Genomic DNA, 16,427 nt, shown 5'->3' on the forward strand with positions numbered 1-16,427 from the left:
TTGATATGAAAAAGATTTAGATATAAAAAAATAGAATAAATTATAATATAGAATTTAGGAGGTAAAATGAATTTAGAAGCATTATTTGGACTTTTACAGGGACAGGATCTAGGAAAATTGACAGAACAGATAGGAGGAAACAGTACGCAAGTAAAAGATGGAGTAACGGCAGCTTTACCTGCAATATTGGCAGCAGTTAATAAAAATGCAAATAACAGTGAAAAAGCAGAAGGGTTGAATAACGCATTAAATCAGCACGATGGTTCAATATTAAATAACCTTGGAAGTTATTTGCAAAATCCTGATTTAAAAGATGGAGCGGGAATATTGGGACATCTGTTTGGAAATAATACACAAAATGTGGCAAACGCTGTTTCACAGTCAAGTGGACTAGATAACCAAGGAAGCATGAAAATCTTGCAAACATTGGCTCCACTTGTATTAGGTGCATTAGGACAGCAAAAAAAGGAAAATAATCTAGATGCAGAAGGAATTGGTAACTTAACTTCAAACCTTGCAGCAAACTTTACAGGTGAAGGTGGAATGATGAGTATGATTACAAATATGCTGGATGCAAATAAAGATGGAAACGTAATGGATGATGTAATGGGATTAGTTGGAAAATTTTTTGGCGGTAAAAAATAGAAAGTGTAAAAAATAAGTATGAAATTAGGCAAAGGGACTATTTTATTTTTAAAGGTATCTCACAAAAGCCTAATTTTTTTTTAGATAAATTTTTAATTATTAAGGATGGTAAATAATGAAATTTTTGATGATTGGAATTGGTGGGGGAATTGGGGCGATTCTTCGATATTTGATTAGTGCTGTGCCTTTAAAAGTGAGTTTTCCTGTGCAGACTTTTGTTACGAATATTTTGGGAGCAATTTTGATTGGGATTGTTGTTGAGATGGTGGCTGGGAAGCAGGTTTCACAGAATTGGAGTTTATTCTGGAGAGTGGGGATTTGTGGAGGATTTACGACATTTTCTACATTTTCGCTGGAAACGTATAACTTGATTGAGAAGGGGAATACTTGGATTGCATTGGGATATGCGGTTTTGAGTATTGTGCTGTCGGTTGTGGGAGTTTTTATTGGAAGGGGAGTTGTTAGAGCGGCATAAAGATTGTAATGTAAAAAAATTTGAATATTTTTATTAAATTTTGGTATAAAAACTTGGATATTTAGTGAAGGAGTTAGTATGGATAACGAACATTCAATAGAAAATACGAAAAAATATGCAATAATGGAGGTTATGTTCTTTAATGGATATACAGTAGGAATGCAGAGTTTTGTGCTTTTGAGCTTGGCGATTTATTTTAATATGAGTTCTTTTTTTATATCAATTGTGTCATCGCTGCCAACGGCGGGATATTTGCTTCAAATATTTACTAAGCGGGTAAATATTTTGCTTGGAAGTAGGAAAAGGACAATGGTAATAGCGGCTACTCTTTCAAGGTTGGTTATATGTGTAATGCCTTTTGCTGTTTTTTTTGATGTCAGAAAGCAGGAAGTATATTTTGCTGTAATGCTTATTTATGCGCTTGTCGCACCTTTTTCAAATAATGTGTGGACGGCTGTAATGACGAAGATTATTAATAAAAAGGAAAGAGGGAAGTATTTTGGAGTGCGTAATTTATTTTCATCTCTTTCTACCGTAGTTTACACGTTGATTTATGGATATGTTTTATCAATGCCTGACAGAAAAACTGCAATGCTTATATTGACAACAATAATGTCGCTTTCGGCAATAGGTTCAGCGATATTCATGTGCCTTCATTATGTTCCTGATTTGGGAACGGATATAAAAAATGTGAGTATTAAAACGGCATTTAAAAATAAAAATTTTGTCGTTTATCTGAAATTTGCTTCTGTATGGCTGTTTACATGGGAATTTCTAAAGCCAATGACAGAATATTACAGGATAAAAATACTTGGTGTAAATACAATGTTTATTTCCCAAATGGGAGTTTTAACAGCGATATTGTCAAGTGTACTTTACCTAGTTTACGGGAAATTATCTGATAAATACGGAAACAAGACAATGCTTAGAATGGGAATATTTTTTACGACATATTACGTGCTTACCTATTTTTCAATGACTCAGGACAATAAAATGTCAATGCTTTTTGCAGCTGCAGTAATTGATGCAATAGGATTTACAGCGATAACATTAAGTTTACTGAATCTTATGATGGAAGTTTCAGGCGAGCCTGCTGATGCTTATGTAGGAGCTTATGCGATGGTTTCGGGACTTTCAGCAATATCGGCAGGATTGTTCGGTGGTATGCTGGGAAAATTCATAAATAACGGAGTAATTTATATTTTTGGGGAACAATTTTACACAATAAGATTTGCCTTTGTTATAGGATTTATTTTGAGATTATTTTCATTGCTGGAATTAACAAGGGTTTATTCATTTGAAAAAACATTTGTGTATCCTGGCGGAAGCAGTAGAATAAAAAGCATGTTTTCCAAAATAATGTTTTCAGGCTCAAGATACGTTATTCATTCTAATAAAGGAAAAAACGAGGATTCTGATGAACAAAACGTGGATAAGGAAGAGAATGTTAATGGTAAATCTGATGAAAGTAAGAAAGAACTGTAATTGGTTTGTAGCCAGTTATAAGAGTAAAAAGTTACAGAAATTGAATAGTATAGCAAGGAGTCAAGACCCCTTGTCAAAGAGTGTAGAAAAAATCAAACATTAAAAAATATTGTGTTTATCGTGATTTTTAGACTTTTACAACTGAGTAAAAGTTTTGTAGAATAGGAGAATTTTATGAAAAAGATTTTAGAGAAAATTGGGAAAGATGAGTTGCTGGAGTATTCACGTTTAGGAGATAGATTTTCTGTTGGGAATTATATTGGAAATAGTAGTAAATTTCATATTTTCACATCAATTAACCCTTACGGAAAGTATGAAGGATACAAATTTTTAAAAAATGAAGAATTGAAAAAATTAGGAAGAAAAAAATGGTATTTAGAATTAATGAAGGGAAATATAAAAGAGAGACTTTCCAATGAGGGAAAAACGGTTATTTTAAGAAAAGATAGTTTTTTTAAACATTTATTTGAGTATTTTGTAAAAAATAAAATAAGATTACAAATTTCTTATGATAGAGATTGGAATAATAATGGCTATTTAATTAAAAATTCAGATGAGTTTTTTTGGTTTCATTTTTGTGATGAAGAAAATGAAGACGAAGAAGAAATTATAAGAAAATATGGAGTAAAAATTATAAGAACAGGAAAAAACGTTATAAAAGATATTGTTGTAGAAGATAGCGAAATTAAAAAAAATAAATTAATAAAAGTTTACGATTTAGATGATGTTTTAGGTGATATTATCTTTCAAGATGATAATTATATTTTGATTTATGAAAAGGATTTATTTTTTGGCGATTATAAATTTACAATATTAAAAATGTCTGATATTGAAGAAATTAATGATAGAATAAATTTAATAGAAACAAAAGAGATAAATTTAGAAGAAATTTTTCAAAATATTGTAAAAATGAAAATAGAAGAAGTTTTGAAAAAATGCTTTGAAAATAAAATATTAGTGCATTTTGAGCATGAGAAATCATATTCTGAAAAATTTGGGATAATTGAAAGATTTGATAACAAGAAAATAATTTTAAAAGAAATAGATAAAATGACTGGAATTTTTGTTGCTAAATCTGAGATAATGATTGAAGATATTTCGTTTTTATTTGTGAGAAATTGTAAAGTTTTAGGAATTGAGGAGTAAAATTTATGAAAAAAGGCTCTGTTCTTGATTGAATAGAAGCCTTTTTTATTTTTATAGTATTCAGTAGAATTTATTGTCTTATAGGCACTGCACAGATTTCTCCAACACCTTGTACGTATTCACACGAACCGCCACTATTTCTTATTGCTCTTCTCATATTTGCTCTTTGGATTACTCCGCAACTGCTTACAAACAATAAAATAATTGCTAAAAATATAAATTTTTTCATTTTCTATCTCCTTAACTTTGTATTTACTTTTTATTAATATTATACCTGAATGTTTCTTTTATTTCAAGTTTTTATAAAATTTCACAAACATTGTAAACAAATACCAAAAGTGATATAATCTAAAAAATAAATTTAAATAAAAATAATTTGATAAATAATGGAGAAAAGGAAAGGAAATTTAATGAGTTTAGTTCAGTTTAACAAGGTATATAAGCAATTTGCAGGGGAATATATTTTGAGAGATGTTAATTTTACGATTGAAGAGAAGGATAAGATTGGGCTTGTGGGGGTAAATGGGGCTGGAAAGTCTACAATTATCAGGATGCTTTTGGGGGAAGAGCGGATTGATGGAAATGAGAATAATCTTAATGAGTTTGGGGAAATTGTGAAAAGTGGGGCTACAAAAATTGGGTATTTGTCACAGAATACGGAGTTTTCGGATGAAAAAAATACGATTTACGAGGAAATGATGACTATTTTTGAGGAAGAGAGAAAAATTTGGGACGAGATTCAGAAGGTTAATATGCTTATGGGAACAGCAAATGAGGATGAAATGGAAAAGCTGATTAACAAGTCTGCTGAACTTTCTTCTATTTATGAGGCAAAAAATGGTTATGAGATTGAATACAAAATTAAACAGGTGCTTACAGGGCTTGAGCTTACTGGGGAATACGAGAATTTGTTATTACAGGATTTGAGCGGTGGGGAAAGAACACGTGTTTCGCTTGCAAAACTGCTTTTGTCTGAACCTGACTTGCTGATTCTGGACGAGCCGACAAACCATCTGGACTTGATTTCGATTGAGTGGCTTGAGGATTATTTGAAAAAGTATAATAAGGCGTTTTTGCTTGTTTCTCACGATAGAATATTTTTGGATAATGTCTGTACGAAAATTTTTGAGTTGGAAAATAAAAAATTACATAAGTATGATGGCAACTTTTCATCGTTTATTCTTCAAAAAGAGATGATTTTGAAGGGGGAAATCAAGCGGTATGAGAAGGAGCAGGAAAAAATTAAGAAAATGGAGGAATATATTGACAGATTTCGGGCTGGAATAAAGGCAAGACAAGCGAAAGGACGGCAAAAAATACTGGATAGAATCGAGAGAATGGAAGATCCTATATTTAATCCACAAAGAATGAGGCTAAAATTTGAAGCGGTTAAAATGAGCGGGGAAAATGTGTTGAAAGTTAGAAATTTGTCTAAAAGCTTTGATGGGAAAAAAGTTTTGAATAATATAAATTTTGAGCTTTTTCGTGGAGAAAGAGTTGGAATTATTGGAAAAAATGGGATTGGGAAATCTACACTTCTAAAAATACTTTTGGATAAATTGCCGAAAGATACAGGGGAAATTGAGTTTGGAACAAGGCTAAAAATCGGATATTATGATCAGAATCATCAGGAATTTTCGCAAGAAAATACGATTTTACAGGAAATAAACAATTCACTTGACTTGACAGAAGAATATTTGCGAACACTCGCAGGTGGATTTTTGTTTTCAGGAGATGATGTACAGAAAAAAATTAGCATGTTAAGCGGTGGAGAAAGAGTCCGTGTGGCATTTTTGAAACTTTATATGGAAAAAGCCAACTTTTTGATTCTGGATGAGCCGACAAACCATCTGGATGTTTATTCCATCGAAGTGCTGGAGGACGCTTTGGAGGATTTTGACGGAACAATGCTTGTTGTTTCCCACAACAGACACTTTTTAGACACAGTCTGCAATACAATTTATTGCCTTGATGAAAACGGACTGACAAAATTCAAAGGAAATTACGAAGACTACAAAGAAAGCCTAAAAACAGCAAAATCAGCTTCTCAAGGAACAGACCTAGAAACGAAGGAAGAGAAAAAACTTTCATATCAGGAGCAGAAGGAACAGTCAAGAAAAATCGCAAAATTGAAACGTGATATTGAAAAACTGGAAAAGGAAATGGAAAAAATCACAGAAATGAGAGAAAACTTGAACGCCGAATACGAAAAAGCTGGAAAAGAAAACAATATTGAAAAACTGATGGAAGTGCAGGAAAAACTGGATAGGTTGGAAGAAGAAGAGATGGAGAAGATGGAAGAATGGGATGTGAAGAGTGGGGAGTTGGAGAGTTTGGAGTAGGATTTAAATTCATTTGGAAAAATTTAAAAATAATAAAAAATAATGTTTAAATAAAAATACAAAAAACGTAGGAGGATAAAAATTATGAAAGATGAAAAAAGCTACGTAGAAACGGAAAGAATAAGAGAGCAATCAGAATTAGGGAGGAAAGAAGAAAAAATAGTAAACTGTGTGGATATTTCAGACAGTCAGAAAGTGTTTATAAAATTTAGCACAGTTACGTATAGAAATTTAATAAAATGGGTTATTATTGGTGGAATTTGTGGGATTTTGATGCCTTTTTTTCAAGTGGCGATGCTTGGTGTGATAATTTCGGTATTTTGCTGTTTTTCGATATTGATGACAATATTGTTTAATGGGATAAGAACTGTGGAATTGAAGGAAAATACTTTTGTTACAAATGTTGAAAATGAAGATATAGATTATAAATCTTTGGGATATTTTATAATAACAACATATTCAGGGGATTTCCTGGCTTATAGAAATAATAAGAACTACTGGAGAACAATATCTGAAATAGCTTTTCCATCACAAACTATACAAAGTCTTCTAAAAAATCATCTGCTTGACAGAATCCCTGTTTCCAAAGAAATTATAAATTCAGGTGGGGAAGAAGTTTTTGGTGTACGTTCAGAAGAAGATATAAAAGCTGATTACCGTAAAAGAGATTTTCTTGGAAAGCGTAGAGATAGAGTTTATCGAGCTATGAGAGATAAAGTTGTGCCTCTTGACAGACTTCAAAATGAGGCTCGTAAAGTTTTTGAAACCCCAAATAATAAGTTGATAATAAAAAAAGAAGGATTAGTTGTAGATGGTGCAATTTATCCGTGGAATAGACTACAGCCAATAAAAGTTTCTAGAAATTTTGGAGGAATGTTAGAAATAAAAACAAGAGAAGATGAAATAATTTTTTCTGAAAGGGCAACAGCGGTAGTAAAACTTCCTTTATTTGAGGCATTGTATAATTCAATGGTTTTTCAAAAATAAGAATAATTTTATGAAAGCAGGAAAAACAAATGGCAAACAATAAATACAGCTGGGAAAACGAAAGTAACAAAATCTTAAAAAGGCTAGTTTCACAAGATGATGAAGAATTTTTGAGTAAAAAAAGGGCAAAAGAATTATTTGATAATGGAATATTAAAAAATATTCAAGTGGGAACTTTTGAAGGCTTGAAGAAAATACATTGGTATTTGTTTCAGGAATGTTATGGAACTGGAGGAAAAATACGGGAACACGATATTCGAAAAGGCGATACAGTGTTTTGTCGTGCGATGTATCTTGAAGATAATTTAAAGACAGTTTCTAAAATGCCTGAAAATACTTTTGAGGAAATAATTGAAAAATATATTGAAATGAATATAATGCATCCGTTTTATGATTGAAATGGGAGAACGACTAGGATTTGGCTAGATCAGATGTTGATAAAAAGGCTTGGAATGTGTGTGAATTGGCAAAATATTAATAGAAATGACTATTTATCAGCGATAAAAAGAAGTGTGGTTAATGATTTGGAATTGAAATTTCTTTTGAAGGAGAATTTGACGGAAGATGTGGAAAGCAGAGATATATTCATGAAAGGGATTAATCAGTCTTATGAATATGAAAATATGAGAAAATATGATGTGATAAATATATGAGTAAATGTTTGAAATTATACTGATTTGTAAAAGGAGGTTTGAATGAAAAAGCAGTTATTGAAAATATTAATGCTATTATTTTTAATTGGGAATTTATCATTTTCAGAATATGTTGTGAAAGACGGGAAAGTTTTCTATAATGGGAAAGAAGTTTGGGTTGAGGATATGAAGAGTTTTAGGATTTTAAATGATAAAATTGCGGCAGATAGTCAGAATGTATATTTTAGAGGATATAGGACAATTTCGCCATATGTTAGGAATTCAAAAGATTTTATTGGTGTTTTTTCAAAAGAAAGAAAAGAAGAACAAAAAGAAATAAAATATGATGTTAAAAAGATTGAGTTAATTCCTAGCAGAGAAAAAGACAGATATTTTTATTTTTTTAAGTATAATAAAAAAATATATGCTGTGTATGGACTCGGTGGTGAATCTTTTTTTGGAATACAAGATGTAGATTATGAAACTTTTAAAGAAGTATCTGGAAATTTTGTGAAAGATAAAAATAAAGTTTATTTTGTTAGACTATCTGGTGGATTTTGTAGTTATTCAGGTGATTATTGTCAATCATTTTTTCTTGGTATGCCAGAAATAAAAGGAATAGTTCCTAAAAATTTTAAAGTTATTATAGATAATTCAGATTATGATAAAATATTTGTCGAAAATGACGGGAAACTATATTTTATGAAATCTAATCCATATTCTGAAGAGGATTTTAAACTTGAAGAATTAAAGCAAGTAGATGTAAAAACTTTTAAGCCTTTGGAGGATAAACTTATAAAAGACAAAAATAATGTATATTTCTTTAAAGATAATAAATTTATAAAATTTGAAAAGGCAGATGCAAATACATTTGAAGTTATCGGGAACGGCTATGCAAGGGATAAAAGCAATATTTATTTTTTGTATCCAAATTTGGAATATATGATGCCAATAAAAATGGAGGCAGATAGAAAGTCATTTAATTTGATTAAAGTTGGAGAAGACTATACATCTTATGCAAAGGACAGAAAGAATATTTATTGTAAGGGTAGAATATTAGAAGGTGCGGATTATAAAACATTTAGAATTTTTAAAGAAAAAGATGAAAATAGAGAAGAAATTGTGAAAATAAAAGATAAAAATCATGAATACGATGAATATTGTCGGATAAAAGATAAAAATAAGTTTTAGAAAAATATAACATAGATTGTATAATATATTGCGACAAACTAAAAAAATAATGAGTGTTATATTGGACATATTTACATTGAATGATAAAAATAGATTCTGAATTGATAATGTTTAAGATAATGGATAAAATCGTAAATATAACAGTGAGTGCAGGAGTAGAAGATAAAATATGGAAATATTAATATCGGTATTAATCGCAGTTATTGGAATTGTAATTTTGATAATAATGAACTTTAGAAATCGTAAAAAAATGGATGAATTTGATGACTTTTCGAGAGAAATGCAGGAAAGGAAAAAAAGAAAAAGAAAAGTTCGTGAAATTCAAAAATATGAAGCTGAAGAAAGAGCAAGTTTTAGTGAAAGTGCTTATGATGAAAATAGAATTTCTTCGGAAAGTGAGCCTAAACAAAATGAAAAGACATCGAATGTAGATAAATTTGGCGTGAAGATAGTTTCATTGGATGATATTGTTACAGAAGATTATGGGAAAGATTTTATAGAATATGATAAAAAGGAAAGCGAGGAATATCAAGAAAATATTAGAACAGCGAATATATTTATAATGTCAGGATTTTTTGGAGAAGCAAGGGATAAAATAGCTGAATCCTTGAAATTCAGCCAAAGAGCAAATTACGAGCTTGGAAAGTATTACTATTATTGCGAGAAAGATAACCAAAGTGCTGTAAACGCATTAAATTTGGCATACAATTCAGGAATAAAGGAGGCTATGTATTACATAGGGTTGATTGAAGAAGAATCGGGAAATTATGAAATTGCAAAAGGCTGGTATGTAGCAGGTGCGGAAAATGGCGAAATTAATTCGATAATTAGGCTAGGAAAAATTGCTGAAGAAAAGAAGGATTATGAAGAAGCAGAAAGTATTTATCTAAAAATTGCTGATACAAAAAATGCTGAATTAATATACAATCTTGTAAGAATTTACTTTAAGCAGAATAAAAGAGAAAAAATACTAGAATGGCAGGAAAAATTGTTAAATGAAAAGCAAATTATGGGATTGAATTCTGAAATAATCAAGAATATTGAATTTATGCTCGGAAATGAAAAAGACAGAAAATACGTGGAATTGATTAATCAGGGAAATGAACTTTTGGAAAAGAAAGATAAGGGAAATGCTCAAAAACTGTTTCTTGAAGCGGCACAATATAATGAAAGAGGATATTTGTCGCTTGCAAAATCATATTATGTTGCAGGCAATGGAGAAAAAGCCAAAGATATGTATGAAAAGGCTTATTCTTTAGGAGTGAAAGAAGCGACTTATGAACTGGGGAAATATTTTGATATAGTTGAAGAAAATGAGAAAGAAGCTGAAAAATGGTATAAAATTGGACAGGAAATGGAAGATGCAAAATCTATTTATAAACTTGGGATACTTTATGAATGCAGTAGGGAATTTGGAAAAAGTGAAGAGGAAATATACACGCTATATGAAAAAGCGGCTAATATGAAATATGCTCCTGCAATTAGTGATATGATATATTACACTAATAGACAGGAAAATGGGAACAAATCAAAGGAATGGGCATTTAAAGTATTAAATGAAACAGGATTGATCGAACTTGGGAGAGAAACAATAAGAGATGCACAGAATTTTCTGGAAGAAATGGGAGAATATGCGGGCGATAAAATTTCAGAAAAAAATTATGAAATTGAATACGATAACGATTTGATATATTTTATAGAAAAAAATTCTAAAGGCAGAAATATAAAGGAAGAAACTTATGAAAGAAAAAAATCAAATCTTTGGATGATATTTGGAATTATAATTTTTATACTGCAACTGATTATAAAATGTTCGGAGTATTAATTATGAAAAATAAATTTTTATAAAAAAAAGCTAGGAAATCCTAACTTTTCATCAAATTATTTTTCTTATTAAAAATTTTCTCCCCCAAAAACCCTGCAAACAATCCAATAAGCAATCCAGCCAAAACATCACTTGGAAAATGCATAGTTAAGTATAGCCTTGAAAAGGCAATAATAATGCTTGTTATCAGTACAGCTGGAAAATATTTTTTTAAATGTTTGTAAAAAATATATACCATTGTAAAAGATGCTGAGGTATGTCCTGAAGGAAAAGAAAAATCCTTTGGGGCTTTGACTAAAAGAATAATGTCAGATATTTCTGTAAAGGGCCTTGCTCTATGTGTAAGGTTTTTCAAAATGACATTTACAATAATTGCATTTATAATCAATGAAATTATGGCTAAATATCCGATTTTTCGATATTTTTTGCTAGAAAGCAGAAATAATGTTATTGCAATCCATACTAATCCGTGATTTCCTAAGTTGGTAAAAAATATCAGTATACTGCTTAGTAGCTTAGAATTTAAGCTGTGCTGAAAATTGTAAAATTGTTTAATAATAAAAATATCAATATTTTGTATAAAGTTTAACATTTTTTCTCCTAAATAATTTATTTTACAGATATTATATATTAAAAAGCTTGAAAAATAAAGTAGGAATTATACTCAATCCGCTTAAAAACGGAAATAAATATATAAAAGTAATGAGTTTTTATAAATACAGTCTGACTTTCTACTTTTGTTTTATACTAAAATTACTATATTTTTTAATAAGAAAGAAGGTATTGAAATGAAAAAAATAAATTTAATAATTTGGCTAATAAATTTTGGAATTGTGATTAATTCAAATGCTGCAACAAATAGCAAAAAAGGATGTTATATTCCGAAGGGTGAACTGACTTGCGTAACAGATATAACAACTGAAACTGGAAAGAAAAAATTAAATGAGATGAAAAAACAAAAATCAGAACTTTTTGAAAAATCGCAAGAAAGTTTGAAAAATGGCAGATTTGGAAATAAAACTGTAGGATTTATTGATTTTCCGAGAGGATGGAAAATGTTTGTAGACGCAGATTCGGGTAAAACAACTATGCAAATCACAAGAGATGGATTTGATATTTACACGCTTGATATAATTTATTTAAATAATAAAAATAATAATTTGATAGATTTATTAGATGAAGTGGCAAAAAACCAATATAATGGACTTTTGAATGCTGGGCATACAAGAGATAATCTTGAAATGAGAAGTATTATAATAAATGGATATAAAGGTAAACAGGTAAAAGTTAAAAGAATCTCTGGAAAGAGCTGGATAAGTAACTATATTGGATATAATGGAAAGATTTATTTAATAAGTGTTGAAGGCTCGCCTCAAAATGTAAATGAAATGCAAAAAAACGTTGAAAGAAGCTGGAATCCCTTGAAATAATAGAGAATATAAAAAAACAGTCAAGCAAAGAATTCTGAATAAAACCTTGTTTGACTGTATTTTTTTTGTTTATTTAATTATTTTTTGCAATGTGTAAATGTCCAGCGTGATGAGATTTTCCATGCAAATGATGTTTATAGTTAAATAATAATGCTGTACAGATAATTGTAACTACACTTGCGATTAATATTCCGTAAAATTCAATAGTGTGAACAGGCACATTCTTGAAAAATCTTACAAATCCTTCTGGAGCAATTATGATGTAAGTTGTAACAACCATTGTCATAAACATTGAAGGAATTAATGCGAATAAGAATGGTTTTTCTTTCTTAACAAGCCATACTGTCGCAGTCCATAATGAAACTGCTGCCAAAGTTTGATTTGCCCACGCAAAATATCTCCAGATAATGTTAAAATCAATAGTTGTTAAATAAATACCAACAACAAATAAAGGTATTGCGATTAAAAATCTATTTTTTATTGGAGCTTGTTTAATTTTGAAAATATCAGCAATAATTAATCTTGAGCCTCTAAAGGCAGTATCTCCTGACGTAATTGGGCAGGCAACAACACCAAGCACAGCCAGAAATGCTCCAAATACACCAAGCAATTGAACAGATGCTTTATTTACAACAACTGCAGGAGTTCCAGCAGCGGCAAGTTCTTTAATTCCACCAAATACTGTCATTGCAGCAGCAGCCCAAACTAATGCAACAACACCTTCTGCAATCATTGCACCATAAAATACTTTTCTTCCTTCAGTTTCGTTTTTTATGCAACGTGCAACCATTGGAGACTGAGTAGCATGGAAACCGCTTACAGCACCGCAGGCAATTGAGATAAACAAGTAAGGGAACATTGATACTCCTTTAGGATGTGGATTTCCTTTAAAAATTTCAGTAATTTCGGGAATTGCAAAAGCACCTGTAAATTGTCCATAAATTAACATTCCTCCAATACCAATCGCCATAAACAGCAACGCAAAACCAAAAATTGGATAAATTTTAGCAATGATTTTATCAAGTGGAAGAATTGTAGCCAAGATATAATAAGCAATGATAACGATTGTAAAAGTCATGGCACTCACGCCTGGAATCAGATTGTGAAGGATATCAGCAGGTGATTTTATAAATACTACTCCAACTAAAAGAAGTAAAACAATTGAGAAAACTCTCATAATTTGCTGCATCACAACGCCTAAATTTTGTCCCACAAGTTCACCAATACTGCTTCCCTTATCCCTAAGTGAAAGCATACCAATCAAGAAATCATGAACAGCTCCTCCAAAAATACATCCAAAGACAATCCATAAAAATGCAGCTGGACCCCATAAAGCACCTGCAATAGCTCCAAAAATTGGACCTGTTCCAGCAATATTCAGAAATTGAATCAAAAACGCTTTTGGAGTGCTAACTTCTACATAGTCGACACCATCGTAATATTCGATTGAAGGTGGAGTTCTGTCAGGTTCTATTCCGAAAACTTTTTCTACAAACTTGCTGTAAAATGCGTAACCTAAAATAAGTGCGACAATTGCCAAAATAAAAGAAATCATAATAAAAACCTCCTATAATTTTAAATATTCATTTATTTATCATATAAAAATTTTTAAAATCATTCTACTAATATGATAGCCTGATTTTGCAAAAAAACAAGTGTATTTTTTAAAAAATTAACATAAATTTAAAAAAAGTTGTTGTCAATTTTATTGATATGTGGTAGACTAAAATGATGGAGAACTTTAAAAGTAAAATTAAAAAGGAGAGTTAGAGGTTAGACATAAATATACTGATATTTTAGATTTTAAAATAAAATTTAGGAGGAAAAATAATGAAAAAAGGAATAAAAAAAATATTGTGTTTGGCAATAACAGGATTGATGATGGCATTTCCATTGAATGCGGCTGAAAAAAGCAATGAGTTAATCTGTATCGATCCAGGGCATCAGCTTAAGGGAAATTCAGGACTTGAAGAAATTGGGCCTGGTTCAACTAAGAAAAAGCCCAAAGTATCATCCGGAACAAGAGGAGTGGCAACCAAAAAATATGAATACGAGCTTACACTTGAAGTTGGGCTAAAATTAAGAGATGCGTTGCAAAATAAAGGGTATAAAGTGTTCATGGTACGAGAGACTCATGATGTCAACATTAGTAATAAAGAACGTGCAATCAAGACAAATAACGCAGGATGTTCATTATACATAAGACTTCATGCTGACGGAATTAATAATTCCTCAACACAAGGGGCTTCAGTACTAACATCTTCATCAAAAAATCCATACACAAAAAGTGTTCAAAAATCAAGCGACAAATTCTCACGTGACATATTATCAGAATATGTAAAGGCAACAGGGGCTAAAAATCGCGGAGTTTCATACAGAGATGACTTGACAGGAACAAACTGGTCAAAAGTTACAAACACCTTGATTGAATTTGGATTTATGTCAAATCCAGAAGAAGACAGAAAAATGTCAACACCAGAATATCAGGAAAAGATGGTAACAGGAATGGTAAATGGTATTGAAAAATATTTAAGAGAAAAATAATTTAAAATTTTAAATAAAGTGCTTTGAAGAAATTTGGATAGGTACTTTATTTTTTTTAATTGAAAAGGATAAATTTATATTGTATAATAGAACAAAAATAAAAAATTAAAGGAGAGACTTCAAATGTTAATTGAGGAAATATTGAAAGGGGAAAGCGAAAAGACTGAATTTAAGGAAAATGCTAAAACTAATACCTATATAAAAACAGTTGTAGCATTTGCAAATGGAAATGGTGGAAAAATAGTTTTTGGAGTAAAAGATAATAGAGAAATTGTTGGAGTTGAAAATGAGTTTGAAGTTATGGATGGAATAATTAATGCGATTTCAGATAGCTGTTATCCAATGATTGTGCCAGATATAAGTTTGCATACGCTTGAAAATAAGACCGTTATCCTTGTGGAAATTGAAGGAGGTAAGAAAAAGCCTTATTATTTGAAGTCAAAAGGGATGCAGAAAGGAACTTATATTAGAAGTGGCGCTACAACTAGAATTATCGAAGAAGATTATGTTTTGAAGGAATTAGTTTTAGAAGGGGAAAACAAGTATTTTGATCAGCAAGTTTGCCATGGGGAAAGTGTTAGCGATGAAGAAATTGAAAAATTTTGTGAATGGCTGGAGAAATTGGCAAGGAAAAATTCTGAAAATGATACAGAAATAAGAAAAGTTACTAGAAATACTTTGTTAAGCTGGAAAGTTCTGGAAGAAAAAAATGGTAGAATTTTTCCGACAAATGCCTATATTTTACTATCTGGCAAGGAAAATTGGGAAGTTTCACGAAAGATACAATGTGGTGTGTTTAAAGGAGAAACTAGAAGCATATTTGTTGATAAGAAGGAATTTGAAGGCTCAATTATTATGCAGCTGGAAAAAGCGTATCAATATGTGCTTGAAAAAATAAATTTGGGTTCAGATATTGTTGGAATTTACAGAGTTGATAAATATGAAATCCCACCTAAATCAATAAGGGAGGTAATTGCAAATGCTGTAATTCATCGAAGCTATCTTGAGCCAAACGATATTCAAGTTGCACTTTATGATAACAGGTTAGAAATTACTTCGCCAGGAATGTTGCTTTCAGGAGTAAATGTAAAAAGAATGAAAGAGGGATATTCCAAACTTCGTAACCGTGCAATCGCCTCAGTTTTTGCTTATGTAAATATTATTGAGAAATGGGGAAGTGGTATTCCTAGAATTATGGATGAAATAAGAGAATATGGATTGCAAGAGCCTGAATTTATCGCTTTTGAAAATGATTTTAGAGTTAATATTTACAGAAAAAGCTATAATACTACCCAAAGTACCCAAGGTAGTACCCAAAATAGAATCAACACTACCCAAGATATTTCTGAAAAAGAAAAATTAGATATAAAAAATCTTACAGAAACAGATAAAACTATAATAAACACAATAATAAATAATCCTGAAATGTCTCAAAAACAGATAGCTGATAATCTAAACTGGACAGTAAATAAAGTAAAATATTACATGAAAAAATTTAAGCAAAAGAATATTTTAAGATATGAAGGAACAAGCCAGAATGGAAAATGGGAAATTCAGGAAGAAAATTTAAAATATTTTTTAAAATAAAAACTTCTTCGAAAAATTATTGAATAAAAATCTTTTATATGTTGTGAGATAATACATATGTGACAAGCATATACAAAAAAAGAAAGGTTTCTGATATAATGTAAATCTACCAAACCACATTAAGGAGAAACCTTTCAT

Annotated in this window: 16 protein-coding genes; 13 read left to right on the forward strand and 3 right to left on the reverse strand. The window is 30.5% G+C overall.

Annotation, left to right across the window (positions count from 1 at the left end; translation table 11 throughout):
* Positions 1-66: 66 nt before the first annotated feature.
* The 4 genes from ACEG17_RS09030 to ACEG17_RS09045 all read left to right on the forward strand — a co-directional run bounded on the left by ACEG17_RS09030 (position 67) and on the right by ACEG17_RS09045 (position 3,751).
* Entirely contained in the window at positions 67-645 is a 579-nt protein-coding gene (locus ACEG17_RS09030) for a DUF937 domain-containing protein (RefSeq protein WP_372583455.1), read from the forward strand.
* 115 nt (positions 646-760) lie between these two features.
* A complete protein-coding gene (gene crcB / locus ACEG17_RS09035; RefSeq protein ID WP_372583456.1) occupies positions 761-1,120 on the forward strand; it encodes a fluoride efflux transporter CrcB in 360 nt (119 codons plus the stop codon).
* A gap of 78 nt (positions 1,121-1,198) precedes the next feature.
* Positions 1,199-2,605, forward strand: a complete 1,407-nt coding sequence (locus ACEG17_RS09040) for an MFS transporter (protein WP_372583457.1) — start codon at positions 1,199-1,201, stop codon at positions 2,603-2,605.
* Positions 2,606-2,779: 174 nt separating this feature from the next.
* Positions 2,780-3,751 carry a transposase gene (locus ACEG17_RS09045; protein WP_372583458.1) on the forward strand — a complete coding sequence of 324 codons (972 nt, stop codon included), beginning with the start codon at positions 2,780-2,782 and terminating at the stop codon, positions 3,749-3,751.
* A gap of 70 nt (positions 3,752-3,821) precedes the next feature.
* On the opposite strand, the gene ACEG17_RS09050 is transcribed toward ACEG17_RS09045, so the two are convergent.
* Positions 3,822-3,980 carry an antifreeze protein gene (locus ACEG17_RS09050; protein ID WP_372583459.1) on the reverse strand — a complete coding sequence of 53 codons (159 nt, stop codon included), beginning with the start codon at positions 3,978-3,980 and terminating at the stop codon, positions 3,822-3,824.
* Between the two features lie 181 nt (positions 3,981-4,161).
* Between ACEG17_RS09050 and ACEG17_RS09055 the strand changes: the two genes are divergently transcribed.
* The 6 genes from ACEG17_RS09055 (at position 4,162) to ACEG17_RS09075 (ending at position 10,728) form a co-directional block, all read left to right on the forward strand.
* Positions 4,162-6,093, forward strand: a complete 1,932-nt coding sequence (locus ACEG17_RS09055) for an ABC-F family ATP-binding cassette domain-containing protein (RefSeq protein ID WP_372583460.1) — start codon at positions 4,162-4,164, stop codon at positions 6,091-6,093.
* Between the two features lie 84 nt (positions 6,094-6,177).
* Positions 6,178-7,080 (forward strand): regulator, encoded by a 903-nt coding sequence (locus tag ACEG17_RS09060; protein ID WP_372583461.1) that lies wholly within the window; start codon positions 6,178-6,180, stop codon positions 7,078-7,080.
* A 29-nt stretch (positions 7,081-7,109) separates the two neighbouring features.
* Entirely contained in the window at positions 7,110-7,478 is a 369-nt protein-coding gene (locus tag ACEG17_RS09975; RefSeq protein ID WP_443674899.1) for a Fic family protein, read from the forward strand.
* A 33-nt stretch (positions 7,479-7,511) separates the two neighbouring features.
* On the forward strand, positions 7,512-7,733 hold the full coding sequence (locus ACEG17_RS09980; RefSeq protein WP_443674900.1) for a cell filamentation protein Fic: 222 nt from the start codon (positions 7,512-7,514) through the stop codon (positions 7,731-7,733).
* Between the two features lie 42 nt (positions 7,734-7,775).
* Positions 7,776-8,903: a DKNYY domain-containing protein gene (locus tag ACEG17_RS09070; protein ID WP_372583462.1), complete on the forward strand. Its 1,128-nt coding sequence runs from the start codon at positions 7,776-7,778 to the stop codon at positions 8,901-8,903.
* Positions 8,904-9,072: 169 nt separating this feature from the next.
* Complete coding sequence (locus ACEG17_RS09075; RefSeq protein WP_372583463.1) at positions 9,073-10,728, forward strand: SEL1-like repeat protein; 1,656 nt, start codon at positions 9,073-9,075, stop codon at positions 10,726-10,728.
* A gap of 40 nt (positions 10,729-10,768) precedes the next feature.
* Here the strand turns inward: ACEG17_RS09075 and ACEG17_RS09080 are convergent, their stop codons facing one another.
* Entirely contained in the window at positions 10,769-11,320 is a 552-nt protein-coding gene (locus ACEG17_RS09080; RefSeq protein ID WP_372583464.1) for a phosphatase PAP2 family protein, read from the reverse strand.
* Positions 11,321-11,516: 196 nt separating this feature from the next.
* On the opposite strand from ACEG17_RS09080, the gene ACEG17_RS09085 reads away from it, so the two are divergent.
* Positions 11,517-12,158, forward strand: coding sequence for a hypothetical protein (locus tag ACEG17_RS09085; RefSeq protein ID WP_372583465.1), 642 nt, complete (start codon positions 11,517-11,519; stop codon positions 12,156-12,158).
* Positions 12,159-12,231: 73 nt separating this feature from the next.
* Here ACEG17_RS09085 and ACEG17_RS09090 read toward each other — a convergent pair whose 3' ends face one another.
* Positions 12,232-13,713 carry a carbon starvation CstA family protein gene (locus ACEG17_RS09090; RefSeq protein ID WP_372583466.1) on the reverse strand — a complete coding sequence of 494 codons (1,482 nt, stop codon included), beginning with the start codon at positions 13,711-13,713 and terminating at the stop codon, positions 12,232-12,234.
* 275 nt (positions 13,714-13,988) lie between these two features.
* Here ACEG17_RS09090 and ACEG17_RS09095 point away from each other — a divergent pair, with 275 nt between their 5' ends.
* Both ACEG17_RS09095 and ACEG17_RS09100 read left to right on the forward strand, forming a co-directional pair.
* Complete coding sequence (locus ACEG17_RS09095; protein WP_372583467.1) at positions 13,989-14,702, forward strand: N-acetylmuramoyl-L-alanine amidase; 714 nt, start codon at positions 13,989-13,991, stop codon at positions 14,700-14,702.
* Between the two features lie 123 nt (positions 14,703-14,825).
* Positions 14,826-16,289, forward strand: a complete 1,464-nt coding sequence (locus ACEG17_RS09100) for an ATP-binding protein (RefSeq protein WP_372583468.1) — start codon at positions 14,826-14,828, stop codon at positions 16,287-16,289.
* The last annotated feature ends 138 nt before the right edge of the window (positions 16,290-16,427 follow it).

Source organism: Leptotrichia hongkongensis, from assembly GCF_041538065.1.
Lineage (GTDB): Bacteria > Fusobacteriota > Fusobacteriia > Fusobacteriales > Leptotrichiaceae > Leptotrichia > Leptotrichia hongkongensis.

Excerpts from the sequence above, each read along its gene's own strand:
- ACEG17_RS09030 (WP_372583455.1), top strand. The coding sequence starts at position 67 with ATGAATTTAGAAGCATTATTTGGACTTTTACAGGGACAGGATCTAGGA.
- crcB (WP_372583456.1), top strand. The coding sequence starts at position 761 with ATGAAATTTTTGATGATTGGAATTGGTGGGGGAATTGGGGCGATTCTT.
- ACEG17_RS09040 (WP_372583457.1), top strand. The coding sequence starts at position 1,199 with ATGGATAACGAACATTCAATAGAAAATACGAAAAAATATGCAATAATG.
- ACEG17_RS09045 (WP_372583458.1), top strand. The coding sequence starts at position 2,780 with ATGAAAAAGATTTTAGAGAAAATTGGGAAAGATGAGTTGCTGGAGTAT.
- ACEG17_RS09050 (WP_372583459.1), bottom strand. The coding sequence starts at position 3,980 with ATGAAAAAATTTATATTTTTAGCAATTATTTTATTGTTTGTAAGCAGT.
- ACEG17_RS09055 (WP_372583460.1), top strand. The coding sequence starts at position 4,162 with ATGAGTTTAGTTCAGTTTAACAAGGTATATAAGCAATTTGCAGGGGAA.
- ACEG17_RS09060 (WP_372583461.1), top strand. The coding sequence starts at position 6,178 with ATGAAAGATGAAAAAAGCTACGTAGAAACGGAAAGAATAAGAGAGCAA.
- ACEG17_RS09975 (WP_443674899.1), top strand. The coding sequence starts at position 7,110 with ATGGCAAACAATAAATACAGCTGGGAAAACGAAAGTAACAAAATCTTA.
- ACEG17_RS09980 (WP_443674900.1), top strand. The coding sequence starts at position 7,512 with ATGTTGATAAAAAGGCTTGGAATGTGTGTGAATTGGCAAAATATTAAT.
- ACEG17_RS09070 (WP_372583462.1), top strand. The coding sequence starts at position 7,776 with ATGAAAAAGCAGTTATTGAAAATATTAATGCTATTATTTTTAATTGGG.
- ACEG17_RS09075 (WP_372583463.1), top strand. The coding sequence starts at position 9,073 with ATGGAAATATTAATATCGGTATTAATCGCAGTTATTGGAATTGTAATT.
- ACEG17_RS09080 (WP_372583464.1), bottom strand. The coding sequence starts at position 11,320 with ATGTTAAACTTTATACAAAATATTGATATTTTTATTATTAAACAATTT.
- ACEG17_RS09085 (WP_372583465.1), top strand. The coding sequence starts at position 11,517 with ATGAAAAAAATAAATTTAATAATTTGGCTAATAAATTTTGGAATTGTG.
- ACEG17_RS09090 (WP_372583466.1), bottom strand. The coding sequence starts at position 13,713 with ATGATTTCTTTTATTTTGGCAATTGTCGCACTTATTTTAGGTTACGCA.
- ACEG17_RS09095 (WP_372583467.1), top strand. The coding sequence starts at position 13,989 with ATGAAAAAAGGAATAAAAAAAATATTGTGTTTGGCAATAACAGGATTG.
- ACEG17_RS09100 (WP_372583468.1), top strand. The coding sequence starts at position 14,826 with ATGTTAATTGAGGAAATATTGAAAGGGGAAAGCGAAAAGACTGAATTT.